General features: G+C 64.2%; 14 protein-coding genes. 1 reads left to right on the top strand and 13 read right to left on the bottom strand.

From position 1 onward, the window contains the following. The 6 genes from AADJ04_RS14790 to AADJ04_RS14765 all read right to left on the bottom strand — a co-directional run. Positions 1-134, bottom strand: a 134-nt coding sequence (locus AADJ04_RS14790; RefSeq protein ID WP_341240075.1) for a CoA transferase, incomplete at its 3' end; no start/stop codon positions are given. After that, positions 131-967, bottom strand: a complete 837-nt coding sequence (locus AADJ04_RS14785; RefSeq protein WP_341240074.1) for an enoyl-CoA hydratase — start codon at positions 965-967, stop codon at positions 131-133. The genes AADJ04_RS14785 and AADJ04_RS14790, both read right to left, overlap by 4 nt. A 4-nt stretch (positions 968-971) precedes the next feature. Then, positions 972-2,105 carry an acyl-CoA dehydrogenase family protein gene (locus tag AADJ04_RS14780; protein WP_341240073.1) on the bottom strand — a complete coding sequence of 378 codons (1,134 nt, stop codon included), beginning with the start codon at positions 2,103-2,105 and terminating at the stop codon, positions 972-974. 10 nt (positions 2,106-2,115) lie between these two features. Beyond that, positions 2,116-3,312, bottom strand: coding sequence for an acyl-CoA dehydrogenase family protein (locus tag AADJ04_RS14775; RefSeq protein WP_341240072.1), 1,197 nt, complete (start codon positions 3,310-3,312; stop codon positions 2,116-2,118). Positions 3,313-3,351: 39 nt separating this feature from the next. Next, positions 3,352-4,551, bottom strand: coding sequence for an acetyl-CoA C-acyltransferase (locus AADJ04_RS14770; RefSeq protein WP_066693590.1), 1,200 nt, complete (start codon positions 4,549-4,551; stop codon positions 3,352-3,354). Positions 4,552-4,692: 141 nt separating this feature from the next. Then, a complete protein-coding gene (locus AADJ04_RS14765; protein WP_341240071.1) occupies positions 4,693-6,813 on the bottom strand; it encodes a 3-hydroxyacyl-CoA dehydrogenase NAD-binding domain-containing protein in 2,121 nt (706 codons plus the stop codon). A gap of 144 nt (positions 6,814-6,957) precedes the next feature. Between AADJ04_RS14765 and AADJ04_RS14760 the strand changes: the two genes are divergently transcribed. Beyond that, positions 6,958-7,854 (top strand): LysR substrate-binding domain-containing protein, encoded by an 897-nt coding sequence (locus tag AADJ04_RS14760; protein ID WP_312780215.1) that lies wholly within the window; start codon positions 6,958-6,960, stop codon positions 7,852-7,854. A 148-nt stretch (positions 7,855-8,002) separates the two neighbouring features. Here AADJ04_RS14760 and AADJ04_RS14755 read toward each other — a convergent pair whose 3' ends face one another. From AADJ04_RS14755 to AADJ04_RS14725, 7 genes are all read right to left on the bottom strand, one after another. Then, positions 8,003-9,007 (bottom strand): dipeptide ABC transporter ATP-binding protein, encoded by a 1,005-nt coding sequence (locus AADJ04_RS14755; protein WP_341240070.1) that lies wholly within the window; start codon positions 9,005-9,007, stop codon positions 8,003-8,005. Between the two features lie 8 nt (positions 9,008-9,015). Then, positions 9,016-9,996 carry an ABC transporter ATP-binding protein gene (locus AADJ04_RS14750; protein WP_273623682.1) on the bottom strand — a complete coding sequence of 327 codons (981 nt, stop codon included), beginning with the start codon at positions 9,994-9,996 and terminating at the stop codon, positions 9,016-9,018. A gap of 30 nt (positions 9,997-10,026) precedes the next feature. Continuing rightward, positions 10,027-10,938: an ABC transporter permease gene (locus AADJ04_RS14745; RefSeq protein ID WP_044399790.1), complete on the bottom strand. Its 912-nt coding sequence runs from the start codon at positions 10,936-10,938 to the stop codon at positions 10,027-10,029. 92 nt (positions 10,939-11,030) lie between these two features. Further along, complete coding sequence (locus AADJ04_RS14740; protein WP_341240069.1) at positions 11,031-12,608, bottom strand: ABC transporter substrate-binding protein; 1,578 nt, start codon at positions 12,606-12,608, stop codon at positions 11,031-11,033. 61 nt (positions 12,609-12,669) lie between these two features. Beyond that, positions 12,670-13,887, bottom strand: a complete 1,218-nt coding sequence (locus AADJ04_RS14735; protein ID WP_341240068.1) for a M20 aminoacylase family protein — start codon at positions 13,885-13,887, stop codon at positions 12,670-12,672. After that, positions 13,887-14,867, bottom strand: coding sequence for an ABC transporter permease (locus tag AADJ04_RS14730; RefSeq protein ID WP_341240067.1), 981 nt, complete (start codon positions 14,865-14,867; stop codon positions 13,887-13,889). The genes AADJ04_RS14735 and AADJ04_RS14730 overlap by 1 nt, the downstream gene beginning before the upstream one ends. Positions 14,868-14,962: 95 nt before the next feature. Continuing rightward, positions 14,963-15,232, bottom strand: a 270-nt coding sequence (locus AADJ04_RS14725) for a hypothetical protein (RefSeq protein ID WP_341240066.1), incomplete at its 5' end; no start/stop codon positions are given.

Raw genomic sequence — 15,232 nt, 5'->3', positions numbered from 1 at the left:
GCACCAAAGTCGGCCAGCACCTGGCCGCACAGCGGGCCTGCAAACACGCGCGAGAGGGCGAGCACGCGCACGCCTTCAAGCGGGAAGTCCATGCCCTCAGGCAGTGATGGGGTGGGAGAGGTTTGCTGGGTCATGGCTGAGTCTCTTCATTGCCAGTGCGCGGTGCATTGATCTGGCGCAGGCGTACAAAATCGGCCGGGCGCTTTTCCAGAAATGCGCCAATGCCTTCGCGGGATTCTTCGGTGGCTTGCGACTGCACCATGAGCTGAGCTTCCAGCTCCAACTGGTCGTCCAGCGGCTGGATGTAGGCACTGCGGCACAGCGCCTTGATACGGCCCATGGCCACATCGGGGCCAGTGGCCACCTGCGCGGCCAGCGCCAGCGCCTGGGTGAGGGCCTCGCCGGGTTCTGCCAAACGATTGACGGGGCCGAGCGCGTGCAGCCGCTCGCCCGAAATGCGCTCGCCCGTCAGGCACAGTTCGGTCAGCACCTGGCGCGACACGAACTCGGCCAGGAAGGCCGTGGCGCCACCATCGGGCGTGAGCCCAACCTTCACGTACGCGACCGAGAACACGGCGTTGCGTGCTGCCACCAGCATGTCGCAAGCCAGCGCCAGCGACAGGCCGGCACCGGCAGCAGCGCCCTCCACTGCGGCAATCACCGGCTTGCGGCAATCGCGCACGGTGCGGATCAGGTCGTGCAGGCCTTCGAGCTTGGCGCGGCGCTCTTCAATGGGCAGCTCGCGCCGCTTGGCCAACTGGCGCAGGTCGCCGCCCGCGCAAAAGTGCCCGCCCTCGCCCGTGAGCACGATGGCACCCACGGTAGGGTCGGCCTCGGCCTGCGCCAAGGCCTCGGTCAGCGCCGCGTAGAACGCGGGCGACAGTGCATTGCGCGCCGCAGGGTTGTTGTTGGAGAGCACAAGCACCGCGCCCTCGCGGCGTTGCAGCAGAGGCAGTGGCTGCTCCATGGCTTCAGCTCCGACCAAGTTCAATGAAGCGCGCCAGGTGGTGGTCTTCATCGCCAAACTGGTGGTCCACCATGACCAGGCGCTTGGCGTAGTGCGACAAGGGCAGCTCCCACGTCATGCCGATTCCGCCGTGCAGCTGGATACTTTCTTCAGCCACCAGCGCCCCAATGCGACCCATGGTGACCTTGGCGGCCGACAGTGCGCGCTCGCGCTCAGCGCGGTCGGTGCTGTCCATCGCGGCGGCGGCGTTGATGACGGCAGAGCGGGCCTGCTCCACTTCGAGCAGCAAGTCGGCCATGCGGTGCTGCAGGGCCTGGAAGCTGCCAATCGGCACGCCAAACTGTTTGCGCGTTTGCAGGTATTCCAGCGTGTGCTTCTTGGCCACATCCATGGCGCCCAGTGCTTCGGCACACACGGCCAGAATGCCCCAGCCCACGGCGTGTTCCAGCGTGGCAAAGCCCTGCCCTTCCGCGCCCAGCAGCGCGCCCGCGCCGACTTGCACGTTCTGCAGCGTGACTTCGGCCACGCGGCCACCGTCGATGCGGCCCATGCCGCGGCGGCTCAGGCCTGCGGCATCGGCGGGCACCAGGAACAACGAGATGCCGTTTTCATCGTCCACAGCGCCCGAGGTGCGGGCACTGACCAGCAGCAACTGCGCCTGGTCGCCATGCAGCACCACGGCCTTGTGGCCAGTGAGCTGCCAGCCATCGCCATTGCGCACTGCGCGGGTGGTCACGCGGTTCAATGCGTAATGTGCGCCGGGCTCTTCATGCGCCAGTGCGGCCACGGCGCTACCGTCGATGAGGCTGGCGATGTGTTCCTTTTGCGCAGCGCTGCCCGCCAAGCCCAGCGCCCGGCCCACCACCAGCGCGCCCAAAAAGGGCTCCACCACCAGGCCGCCGCCCAGGGCTTCAAACACCACAGCCACATCAAAGCCTGCGCCGCCAAAGCCGCCATCGGCTTCAGGGAACAGCGCGCCAATCGCGCCCAGCTCGGCAAAACGGGACCACAGGGCGGGGTCCATGCCGTTGTCGCCGTAGGCAATGTGGTTGCGGGTTTCGATGCCGTACTGCTCGGCCACGAAGCGGTTCAGGGTGTCCGCCAGCATGCGGCGGTCTTCGGTATGTTCAAAGTTCATCGCGGCAACCTCACAGGCCCAAGATCATTTTTGAAATGATGTTCTTCTGGATTTCATTGGAGCCGCCAAAGATCGACAGCTTGCGGTAGTTGAAGTAGTTGGCGGCAGCCGTGGCAGCCTCTTTCGGGCCCACGGGTTCGTCGGCATAGCCTTCGTACTGGGCTTCTTCAATGAAGGGCAGCGCGTACGGGCCCACAGCGCGGCGCATCAGCGACAAAATTTCCTGGCGAATCTCGGTGCCGCGGATCTTGAGCATGGAGCTTTCAGCCCCCGGCACTCCGCCACCCGCCACGGCGGCAATCACGCGCAGGTTGGTGGTCTTCATGTTCTCCAGGTCAATCTCGACCTGGGCCATGCGGGCGGCAAACAGCGGGTCTTGATCCAGCGGCTTGCCGTTTTTCATGACCTTGGCGGCAATCACCTTGAGCTTGGCCAGCGCGGCAATGCAAAAGCCCACGCCGGCAATGCCCGTGCGTTCGTAGGTCAGCAGGTACTTGGCGTACGTCCAGCCCTTGTTTTCCTCGCCCACCAGGTTTTCCACGGGCACCTTCACGTCGGTGAAGAACACTTCGTTGACTTCACGATCGCCATCCAGTGTGCGGATAGGGCGCAACTCCACGCCGGGCGACTTCATGTCCACCAACAAGAAGCTGATGCCCGACTGGGCCTTGGCCTCGCGGTCGGTGCGCACCAGGCAGAAGATCATGTTGGCGTGCTGGCCCTGGGTGGTCCAGGTCTTCTGGCCATTGACGACGTAGTGGTCGCCCTGGCGGACGGCCGTGGTCTTCACCGAAGCCAGGTCCGAGCCCGCGCCGGGTTCGGAATAACCCTGGCACCACCAGTCTTCACCACTCAGGATGCGCGGCAGCCAGTATTTCTTCTGCGCCTCGTTGCCAAACTTGATGAGCACCGGGCCCAGCATGTTCACGCCAAAGGGCACGATGCGCGGGCCACCGGCCAGGGCGCATTCGGTGTCGAAGATGAACTTCTCGACCGCGCCCCAGCCGGGGCCGCCGTATTCCTCGGGCCAGTGGTTGGCCAGCCAGCCGCGTTCGTTCAGGATGGCGTGCCACTCGTCCTGGTCGGCCTTGGTCAGGCGCTGGCCAGCCTTGACTTTGTTAGCGATGCGTGCGGGCAGCTTGTCTTTCAGGAAAGCCTGCACCTCGGCGCGGAAGGCTTCTTCTTCAGGGGTGAAATTCAGGTCCATGTCGGTCGTCTGCTTCAGGAAAAAGTTGCGTTGTGTGGATCAGAAAATCTCGAACAGGCCAGCCGCGCCTTGGCCGCCGCCGATGCACATGGTCACCACGGCCCACTTCACGGAAGGGTCCTTGGCCTTGCGGCGCTGGCCTTCGAGCAGGATGTGACCGGCCAGGCGTGCGCCCGTCATGCCAAAGGGGTGGCCGATGGAGATGGCGCCGCCGTTGACGTTGAGCCGCTCCATCGGAATACCGAGCTGGCGCTGGCAGTACAGGGCTTGCGAGGCAAAGGCTTCGTTCAGCTCCCAAAGGGCGATGTCTTCGACCTTGAGGCCCGCGCGCTCCAGCAGGCGGGGCACGGCGAACACGGGGCCAATGCCCATCTCGTCGGGCTCGCAGCCCGCCACGGCAAAGCCACGGAAAGCGCCCAGGGCCTGCAGGCCACGGCGCTCGGCCTCTTTCGCTTCCATCATCACGCAGGCGGCCGAGCCGTCTGACAACTGCGAGGCATTGCCCGCCGTGACGAACTTGCCCGCGCCCTTCACGGGCTCCAGCTTGGCCAGGCCCTCCAGCGTGGTGCTGGGGCGGTTGCAGTTGTCCATGGTGGCCACCACCTCGCGGTAGGTCACCTCGCCGGTGTCCTTGTTCTTCTCGGCCATGGTGGTTTTGCAGGGCACGATTTCGTTGTCGAACACGCCGCTGGCCTGCGCGGCCGCCGTGCGCTGCTGGCTTTGCAGCGAGAAAGCGTCCTGGTCTTCCCGCGTGATGCCGTAGCGCTGGGCCACCACATCGGCGGTGTCGATCATTTCCATGAACAACGCGGGCTTGTGTTCCACCAGCCAGGGGTCCAGGTGCGATGCACCGCTGCGGCCTGCGGGGTTCATCAGCGAAATGCTTTCCACACCACCCGCCACCATGGCCGGCACGCCTTCAAGCACGATGCGCCCGGCGGCCACGGCAATGGCCTGCAGGCCCGAGGAGCAGAAACGATTGATGACCGTGCCCCCCACGGTGACGGGCAGGCCTGCGCGCAGCGCCGTCTGGCGGCCAATGTTGCGGCCGGTGGTGCCCTCAGGGTAGCCGCAGCCCCAGATCAAGTCTTCGATCAGGCCGGGGTCAATGCCGGCGCGCTGCACGGCAGCCTGCACCGAGAAGGCACCCAGCTGGGCGCCGGGGGTTTGGTTGAATTCGCCGCGGTGCGACTTGGCCAGCGGGGTACGGGCGGTGGAAACGATGACAGCTTCGCGCATGGCGGGCTCCTGGGTGTGTGAGAGTGCTTTGTTTTTGATAGCTGCTAGCGCTTGATTCACGGGGTTATCAACATGAAAACCCTTTGAAATCATTGAAATACAAGCGCTGGCAGCTCCTGTTTTTGATGACCGCTGGGGCGATCAAGCCGCCTTGTTCAGGCTGTCGAAGTTGCGGCCTTCGGCCACCAGTTGTTCCAGCAGCGGCGCGGGCTTCCAGAACAGCGGGTCTTCCTTGGCAAAGGCCTCGATGTCGGCCAGCACCTTGGGCAGGCCCGTCATGTCGGCCCACTTCATGGGGCCCCCACGGTGGCGCGGGAAGCCGTAGCCCGCGACGAAGGTCACGTCCACATCCAGCGGGCGCAGGGCAATGCCTTCGGCCACCACCTTGGCACCTTCATTCACCATGGCCGCCATGTAGCGGCGCATGATGTCGTCGGCACTGAAGCTGCGCGGCGTGATGCCTTTCTTGGCGCGCTCGGCATCCACAATGGCCAGCACTTCCGGGTCGGGCTGGCCTACGCGGGCGCCTTCGGGGTAGAGGTAAAAACCGCGCCCGGTCTTCTGGCCAAACCAGCCGCGTTCGCAGATGCGGTCGGCAATCTCCACGTACCGGGCCTTGGGGTCGCGCGTGGCGGCGCGGCGCTTGCGCGTGGCCCAGCCAATGTCTCCACCGGCCAGGTCCGTCACCTGGAACGGGCCCATGGCAAAGCCAAAGCCGCGCACGGCCGCGTCGATTTCGTAAGGGCTGGCGCCGTCTTCCATGAGGTAGTCAGCCGCCTGCTTGTACACGGCCAGGATGCGGTTGCCGATGAAACCGTCGCACACACCGGCGCGCACGGGCACCTTCTTGAGCTTCTTGGCCAGCTCGAACGCCGTGGCCACCACGTCGGCCGCCACCTTGGCGGGCACCACGATCTCCAGCAGCTTCATGATGTTGGCGGGGCTGAAGAAGTGCAGGCCAATCACGTCCTGCGGGCGGCTGGTGGATGCAGCGATGGCGTCGATGTCAAGGTAGGACGTGTTGGTGGCCAGCACGGCACCGGGCTTGCACACGCGGTCCAGCTCGCGGAACACGGCCTTCTTGACCTCAATGTCTTCAAACACGGCTTCGATCACCAGGTCCACCTGGGCGATGTCGGCGTAGTTGGTGCTGCCGATGTATCGCGCCATCACGGCGGCCTTGGCGGCTTCAGTCATGCGGCCCTTGGCTACCAGGCCGTTGTAGACCTTTTCCACGTTGGCGCGGCCACGGGCGATCGACTCGGCATCGCGCTCAATCATGGTCACCGGCAGGCCGGCATCCAGCGCGGCCACGGCAATGCCCGCGCCCATGGTGCCGCCACCGATCACGGCAACACTGGCCACGGGGCGCGGCTGCGCGGCCTGGGCTTCGGGCACCTTGGCCACTTCACGCTCGGCAAAGAAGGCGTGGATGAGACCGGCGCGTTGCGGGCTGTCCAGGCATTCGATGAACAGCGCACGCTCACGGGCCAGGCCTTCGTCAAACGGCAGTTGCACGGCGGCTTGCACGCATTCGATGATCTTGAGGGGCGAGAACAGGCCGCGCGCTTTCTTCGCGGTCTCGGCCTTTTGCTCTTCCAGCCAGGCCAGCGCAGCCTGAGGTTCGGCAATCGCCAGGTCGCGGGTGCGGCGCACGGGGGCCTTGGCGGCGAGCAGTTCTCGCACATAGGCCAGGCCTGCGGCCTGCGCGTCGGCGCCTTCAACCAATTTGTCCACCAGACCGGCCTGCAATGCCGCCTGGGCCTTGAGGTGCTGACCGCTGAGCATCATGGCCGTGGCCGCCTGCACGCCCATCAGGCGCGGTGCGCGCTGCGTGCCGCCCGAGCCGGGCAGCAGGCCCAGGTTCACTTCGGGCAAGCCCACCGTGGCGGCGGGCAATGCCAGGCGGTAGTGGGCCGACAGGGCCACTTCCAGCCCACCGCCCAGGGCGGCGCCGTGCAGCACGGCCACGACGGGCTTGTCCGAGCCTTCGATGGCGCGGCAGACCTCCGGCAGCGCCGGGGGCACGGGCGGCTTGCCAAATTCGCGAATGTCGGCCCCGGCAATGAAGGCCTTGCCTGCGCCCACCAGCAGCACGGCGGCCACGGCCGCGTCGGCCTGCGCCTGTTGCATGGCGGCCAGCAGGCCCTGGCGCACGGCAGCGCCGAGGGCGTTGACCGGTGGGTTGTCGATGGTGACCACCAGCACGTCACCATGCAAGGCGGTGGTAACAACGGAAGAGGCGGAAGCGGCAGCGCCCATGCGGGGAGTCTCCTGGTCAGTGGCTGTTGATGACCGGGTGATTGTTGATGCGCGAAACTATCTTGACAATTACATAGTCCATTGACAGACTGTCAAAACGCTTTTGACAAAAGCGGCGCATGGCCTCATCACACCACCTTTGTTATGGAACTCACTTCGCTCACCGTGCTGGTGGACATCCTGGACGCCGGCAACCTGAGCCAGGCGGCCCGCAACCTGAAAATGACGCGGGCCAACGTGAGCTACCACCTGCACCAGTTGGAAAAGTCGGTCGGCGTGCAACTGGTGCGCCGCACCACGCGCCGGGTGGAGCCGACCGAAGTGGGCCTGCGCCTGTACGCGCATGGCCGCGCCATTCAAAACGAGATGCTGGCCGCGCGCGAAACCATTGCCACGCTGGGCCAAGGGCTACAGGGCCGCGTGGGCCTGAGCGTGCCCAGCGGTTACGGGCAAATGGTGATGTCGGACTGGCTGATCGACTTCAAGCGCCTGTACCCCGGCATCGTGCTGGATGTGCGCTTTGAAAACCGGGTGGACGACCTGATCCGCGACGAAGTGGACATTGCCATCCGCGTGATGCCCGAGCCCCCGCCCACGCTGGTGGCACGCGACCTGGGCAGCGTGCGCTACATCGCCTGCGCATCGCGCGCCTATGCCGAGGCGCAGGGCCTGCCGCAAACCTTCGAGGCGCTGCGGGCCGCGCCGGTGATCACCTCGGGCGTGGTGGGCAAGCAGCTGCGCCTGCGGGGCTACCAGGGCGAGTTGCGCCAGGAAGTGATGCTGGAGCCGACCATCATCTCCGAGCACTTTCCGTTTCTGCGCCAGGGCATTCTGGCCGGGCTGGGCGTGGGCCTGGTGCCCGACTATGTGGTGCAAGACGCCGTGACCAGCGGCGAGGTGCTGACCACGCTGGACGAATGGCGCCTGAGCATTTTCGGCACACAGATGTTCATGCTCTACATGCCCGACCGGCACCAGACGCGCGCGGTGCGCACCTGCATCGACTACCTGCTGGGGCGAGCGCTGCCCACGCAGGCGTGATTCCAGCATCACATACAAAAATAGCCTCCAGCGCTTGATAGATAAGCGCCAGAAGCTATGTTTTTGATAGCAAACCTCTACCCACAAACATGGGCAGAGGTAGCTATTGAGATCAGAAAGCGTACCGGGTGTGCGTTTTCACGCCCCCTCAGATGCGCCCTTCTTCCACCGCATGGCACGCAATGCGGATGCCGCCCAGCGTGAGCAGTTGGGGCCGCTCGGTGCGGCAGCGCTCGTTCACATGCGGGCAGCGCGGGTTGAAGGCGCAGCCCGGTGGCGGGTTGAGCGGGTTGGGCACCTCGCCCTGCACGGGGGTGCGCGCCTTGCCGGTGTCGTGCATCTTGGGGATGGCATCGAGCAGCATGCGCGTGTAGGGGTGGCGCGGCGTGTCAAACAGCGTGTGCTTGTCGGCCAGTTCCACCAGGCGGCCCAGGTACATCACGCCCACCTGGTCGCTCACGTGGCGCACCACGGCCAGGTTGTGGCTGATGAACAGGTAGGTGAGCTGCCGCTCGCGCTGCAGGTCCTTCATGATGTTGAGCACCTGCGCCTGCACCGACACGTCGAGCGCGCTGGTGGGCTCGTCGCACACCAGAAACTCGGGCTCGGTCGCCAGGGCGCGCGCAATCGAGATGCGCTGGCGCTGGCCGCCCGAGAACTGGTGCGGGTACTTCACCATGTCGAGCGGCGACAGGCCCACCGACTGCAGCAACTCGCCCACACGCTGCTTGAGCTGGGCCTTGTCGGTGATGAGGCCATGCTCTTTGAGCGGCTCACCAATGATGTCTTCCACCAGCCAACGCGGGTTCAGGCTGGCGTAGGGGTCCTGGAAGATCATCTGGATGCGGCGGCGCATGGCCTTGGCGTTGCTGCCCTTGAAGGCGGCGTGGGCGTCTTGCCCGTCAAAAGTCAGGCCACCGCGCGTGGGGTCATACAGGCCCACCAGCAGGCGGGCCACGGTGCTCTTGCCGCAACCGGATTCGCCCACCAGGGCCAGCGTCTTGCCCTTCTCGATTTCAAAGCTCACACCATCCACAGCGTGCAGCAGCGTGCGGGGCTTGCCCTCCAGCACGCGGTTGAGCCAGGGGGCAGATACGTCGAAGGTCTTGGCCAGGTCGTGCGCCTGCACCAGGGGCTTGTGTGTGGAATTCACGGCGCTGCTCATGCGGCCACCTTGGCGTTGTCAGCAGCGTGTAGCCAGCAGGCGGCGCGGGTGTTTCCGGCACTCATCAGGTCGGGGCGGTCGGTCATGCAGCGGTCAAATTTCTGTGGGCAGCGCGGGTTGTAGGCGCAGCCCTGGGGAATGGCGTTCAGGCGCGGCATGGCGCCATCGATCTGGTTCAGGCGCTCGCGGTCTTGCTCCATGTCGGGGATGGAGGCCATGAGGCCGGCGGTGTAGGGGTGCGAGGGCTGGTTGATCACATCGTGCACCGGACCAATCTCGGCCACACGGCCGGCGTACAGCACGGCCACGCGGTCGCAGGTTTCGGCAATCACGCCCATGTCGTGCGTGATGAGCATGACGGCGGCGCCGCGCGATTTGCAGATGTTTTTCAGCAGCGTGATGATCTGTGCCTGGATGGACACATCCAGCGCCGTGGTGGGCTCGTCGGCCACGATCAGCTTGGGCTCGGCCGCCAGGGCCAGGGCAATCACCACGCGCTGGCGCATGCCGCCCGAGAACTGGTGCGGGTAGTGGTCAATGCGCTCTTCGGCCGCCGGAATGCCGGTGTCCTTGAGCAGCTGGATGGCGCGCTGGCGGGCTTCGGCCGCGTTCACGGGCAGGTGGGCCAGGATGGTTTCCGTCAACTGGCGGCCCACTGTGTACAGCGGGTTCAGCGAGGTCAGCGGGTCCTGAAAAATCGCACCGATGCGGCGGCCACGGATGTGGCGCATTTCTTCGTCGCCCAGGTTGTCGATGCGCTGGCCTTCGAGCAGGATCTGGCCCGAGGCCACACGGCCTGGAGGTTCGAGCAGGCCGATGATGGCCGCGCCGGTGAGCGACTTGCCCGCGCCCGATTCACCCACCACGCCCAGGATCTCGCCGGGTGCGATGGAGAAAGAGATGTCGTCCAGGGCGCGCAGGGTGCCGCGACGGCCTGGAAATTCGACGACGAGGTTTTTGACTTCTAGAAGGCTCATGGGAGTATCGATTTTTGTTCTTGTGATGGCTTAGCGAAGGCGCGGGTTCAGGGCATCACGCAGCCAGTCGCCCAGCAGGTTCACAGAAAGCGCAATCAGCACCAGCATGACGCCGGGGAACACGGTAATCCACCATTCGCCCGAGAACAGGTAGTCGTTACCAATGCGGATCAGGGTGCCCAGCGAGGGCGATGTGGGAGGTGCGCCCACCCCCAGGAAGGACAGCGTGGCCTCGGTGATGATGGCCGTGGCCACCTGGATGGTGGCCAGCACCATGACGGGGCCCAGCACATTGGGCAGCACATGCTTGCGCATGATGCGCAGCGGCGAGACACCGGTGACGCGGGCTGCCTGCACATATTCCTTGTTGCGCTCCACCAGCGTGGAGCCGCGCACGGTGCGCGCGTACTGCACCCAGCCGGTGAGCGAAATCGAGATGATGAGCACGCCAAATGCCAGCGACTCGTGCGCGTTGGGGAACAAGGCCCGGCCCACACCAGCGATCAACAGAGCCACCAGGATGGCTGGGAACGACAGCATCACGTCGCACAGGCGCATCAGCACGGCATCGATCCAGCCGCCCCGAAAGCCGGCCAGCAGGCCCAGGCCCACGCCCACAACCACCGAGAGCAGCACCGACGCCAGGCCCACCACCAGCGAGATGCGGGCGCCGTAGATCAGTGCAGAAAGAATGTCACGGCCCTGGTCGTCCGTGCCGAGCAGATATTTGGTGGTGCCATGCTCGCTCCAGGCGGGTGGCAGGCGCGCATCGCTCAATTCGAGCGTGGCCAGGTCAAAGGGGTTGTGCGGTGCCACCCAGCCGGCAAAGATCGAGCAGAACACGCACACCAGTGCAATCAAGGCCGCCACCATCGCCATGGGCGAGGTGCGGAAGCTGTAGCCAACGTCGCTGTCGAGCCAGCGGGCAAGTGTTTTTTTCATCGTAAGAACCAGAGGCATCCGCCAGCGCACCAGGCTTGTGGCCTTCGTGCGCTGCGGTCAACAGAAAAAGCGAAACGGGAAACAGCGTGGAATCAGGGCAGGCTGATCCACTTGAAGTACATGAAGTTGTCGGCCAGCTGCACGAGCTTGACCTTCTTGTTCACGCCCCAGGCCAGTGCTTGCTGGTGCAGTGGGATGTGGCCCACATCGGCGGCATGCAGGTCAAACGCTTCCTTGATGTAGGCGTTGCGCTTGTTCTTGTCCGTCTCGGCCTGGACCTTGAGGGTCAGCTCGTCCACCTTGGGGTTGCAATATGCCCCTAGGTTGAACTGGCCTGCGCCCTTGTCGTCCACGCAGCGCATGATGGCATTCATGACGTTGTGCGCGTCGTAGGTCGCGGGGGTCCAGCCCAGCATGTAGAAGCTGGTGTCGCGGCGCAGCACCTTGGGGAAGTACGTGCCCTTGGTTTCGGCCTGCAGGTTGATCTTGACATTGATGCGCGAGAGGTTGGCCGCTACCGTCTGGCAGATGCGCCCGTCGTTCACGTAACGGTCGTTGGGGCAGTTCATCGACACTTCAAAGCCGTTGGGGTAGCCGGCCTCAGCCATCAGCTTCTTGGCTGCTTCCACGTCGTAGGGCAGTCGCTTCATCTCAGGCTGGAAGCCGTTGATGCCAGGGCCCACCAGTTGCGCGGAGGGGTTGGAAGCACCGCGCATCACGGTCTTCTTGATGCCTTCAATGTCGATGGCCTGATAGAAGGCCTGGCGCACGCGCTTGTCCTTGAAGGGGTTCTTGCCCTTGACGTTGGAATACAGCAGCTCATCGCGCTTTTGGTCCATGCCCAGGAAGATGGTGCGCAGCTCAGGGCCGGTGATGGCGCGGGTGTTGGCGCTGCTGTTGACACGGTCAATGTCCTGAACGGGCACGGGCTCCATCACGTCCACTTCGCCCGAAAGCAAGGCCGCCACGCGGGTGGCATCGTTGCCGATGGGGGTGAACACCACCTCGGTCACGTTGCCTTCGATCTTGCCCCAGTAAGAGCCGTTGCGCGTGAACACGGGGCGCACGTTGGGCTGGCGCTCGCGCACACGGAAGGGGCCGGTGCCATTGGCCTTGAACGATGCCGTGTTCTCCACCCCCTTGCGGCGGTCCACAGGCACGGTGGCCTGGTTGGTCTCGCACCACTTCTTGCTCATGATGTACACGAGCGAGAGCACGTCGGGCAGGATGGGGAAAGGCGTCTTGGTTTCAATCTCGACGGTATGGCTGTCGATCTTGCGCACTTCCTTGAAGTCGTTGGTGTAGCTCTTCATGTCCGAGCCTTCGACCTGGGTGCGGGCCAGGCTGAACACCACGTCATCGGCGGTGAAGGGAGTGCCGTCGTGGAATTGCACGCCCTTGCGCAGCTCAAAGCGCCACACCGTGGGCGATGTCTGCTTCCAGCTGGTAGCCAGCATGGGGGTGAGGCTCAGGTCCTTGTTGCGGCCCACCAGGGGTTCGTAGACGTTGCCCGTCACGCTCAGCTGCAAGGTCTCGTTGAGCGAGTGCGGGTCCATCGACAAGGCGTCGCCCTGGTTGGCGATGCGCACAGTCTGCGCGCTGGCTACAACGCCGACTGCAGACAGGGCAACAAACAATGCTGTCGCGGCCATTTTCCGTTCGATCTTCATGCGGTTCTCCTGGGAGGGGTGGGGAATTGCGGGTGTGCCCATCATCGTCAAACGGGTTGCGTCAAGGCGTGGGCAGCGGCATGGCCTGCTCGATCAGGCTCGCATGCAAGGCCGAGCCCAGCGGCAGGATGTCGTCATTGAAGTCGTAGCGGCTGTTGTGCAACGCACTGCCGCTGGAGCCGGTGCCCTGCCCTATGCGCAGGTAGGCGCCAGGCTTGGTCTGCAGCATGAAAGAGAAGTCCTCTGCGCCCATGCTGGGCTCCAGGTCGCGCACCACATGGTCCGCCCCCACCAGAGATTCAGCCACATCGCCAGCAAACAGCGCTTCACTTTCGGTGTTGATGGTGGCGGGGTAAATGCGCTCGTAATGCACCGTGGCGGTGGCGCCAAAGCCCAGGGCAATGGCGTTGCACAGATCTTTAAGGCGGTTCTCCACCATCTCCTGCACGAGGGGATCGAACGTGCGCACGGTGCCCACCAGCGTGGCCGACCCGGGCAGCACACTGAAGGCCCCCAGATCGCCAGCCTTCATCGCGCACAGGCTGATGACTGCGCTCTCAATCGGGCGCACGTTGCGCGAGACGATGCTCTGCGCCGCCGTGATGATGTGGGCTGCCACCAGCACCACGTCCACCGTCTGGTAGGCGTGTGCGCCATGGCCGCCACGGCCTGTGATCTCGATGGTGATGCGGTCTGCCGCGGCCATCATCGGGCCGGGGTTGATGCCGATCGTGCCCGGCTTCATGGCGGGCCAGTTGTGCATGGCGTAGATGGACTGCACCGGAAAGCGTTCAAACAGTCCGTCTTCCATCATTACCCGCGCACCAGCAAAGCCTTCCTCGCCTGGCTGAAATACGAGCACGGCCGTGCCGTCGAAGTTACGCGTTTGCGCAAGGTAACGCGCCGCTCCCACCAGCATGGCCGTGTGCCCGTCGTGGCCGCAACCGTGCATCAGTCCGGGCTTGCAAGACTTCCAGGAAAAGTCGTTGTGCTCCGTCAGCGGAAGCGCATCCATGTCAGCCCGCAGGCCCACCATGGCGCCGCTGGCCACGCTGCGCCCACGAATCACCGCCACGATGCCTGTGCGGCCAATGCCTTGGTGGATCTCATCCACACCGCAGACCTTGAGCGCCTCTACCACCCGCTTGCCGGTGTAAACCTCTTCAAAACCCAGTTCAGGATGCGCGTGCAGGTCGCGGCGCAATGCAGTCAGCTCAGGATGAAACTGGGCAATGTGGGCAAACGCCCGCCCGCCCGCTTTCAGGCGAGAGCCTTGCATCAGTGGCCCCCGGCCTTGCCCACGCGCAGGCGCGGGTCGACCACGAAGTACAGCAAGTCCACCACCAGATTGATGACCACGAAGATCAAGGCAATCAGGCACAGGTAGGCGGCCATCACAGGGATGTCAGCGAACGTCACCGCCTGGATGAACAGCAAGCCCATGCCGGGCCACTGGAACACTGTCTCGGTGATGATGGCGAATGCGATCAGACCACCCAGCTGCAGACCCGTGATCGTGAGCACCGGAACGAGCGTGTTCTTGAGGGCGTGACCAAAGTGGATGGCCCGGTTGGACAAACCACGGGCGCGGGCAAACTTGATGTAGTCGGTGCGCAGCACCTCCAGCATCTCGGCGCGCACCAGGCGCATGATGAGCGTGAGCTGAAAAATCGCCAGCGTGATGGCTGGCAGCGTGATGTGGTGCCAGCCCTTGGCCGTGAGCAGCCCTGAAGTCCACCACCCGATATGCACCACCTCGCCCCGGCCAAAGCTGGGGAACCAGCCCAGCACCACGGCAAACACCAAAATGAGCAAAATGCCGATCAAAAAGGTGGGCAGCGACACACCCAGCAGTGACAAGGTCATGAACGCCTGGCTGATGAAGGTGCCGCGCTTGAGCGCCGCATACACCCCCATGGGCACTCCGATCAATAGGGCCAGCGCTGCAGCCACCAGAGCTAGCTCCAGCGTGGCCGGAAAACGCTCGGCCATCAAGCGGGACACCTTGGCGCCCTGGCGCAGGCTCAGTCCAAACTCACCCTGCGCGGCATTCACCAGAAAGTGCCCGAACTGCACAAAAAAGGGTTTGTCGAGCCCCAGATCGGCGCGCAGGCTGCGAATCTGCTCGGGGGTGGCATCCTGCCCCAGAAAAAACACCACCGGATCACCCACATACTGAAACAGCATGAAGGCAATGAAGGCCACCGTGACCATCACCATGACCGCCTGAATCAGGCGCCGCAAAATAAAGGCAAGCATCAGAAAAGCAAAGAATGATGGACCATGCTAACAGGGAAGTTTGCGACGATGACCCATGGTTTTCGAGCGCACGACGCCGAAAACGCCCGTGCCGCTCAGCCCTCCCATGCAGGAAAGGTGCCAACCGCTTCTACCCCGCGGGCACCTGAAAAAAGAACTCTCTCGCGCCCTTGCGGGTTGGGATGGGTTTTTGGGTATTTCTTGGGTTTTTCTTGAGGTGTCCTGGAAATTGGGGTCGTTCTGAGAAAGAAAAAAACCGGATCACTATCGCTAGCGACCCGGTTTTCCCTTGGAAACCTGCGCCACTCTGTTGCCAGAGCAGCGCTTTTCCCCCACCAGTGATTAGAAGCGGTGACGAATACCCA

It is taken from the genome of uncultured Acidovorax sp. (genome assembly GCF_964021665.1).
Taxonomy (GTDB): domain Bacteria; phylum Pseudomonadota; class Gammaproteobacteria; order Burkholderiales; family Burkholderiaceae_C; genus Acidovorax; species Acidovorax temperans.
This window is presented reverse-complemented; position numbering and strand designations above follow the sequence as displayed.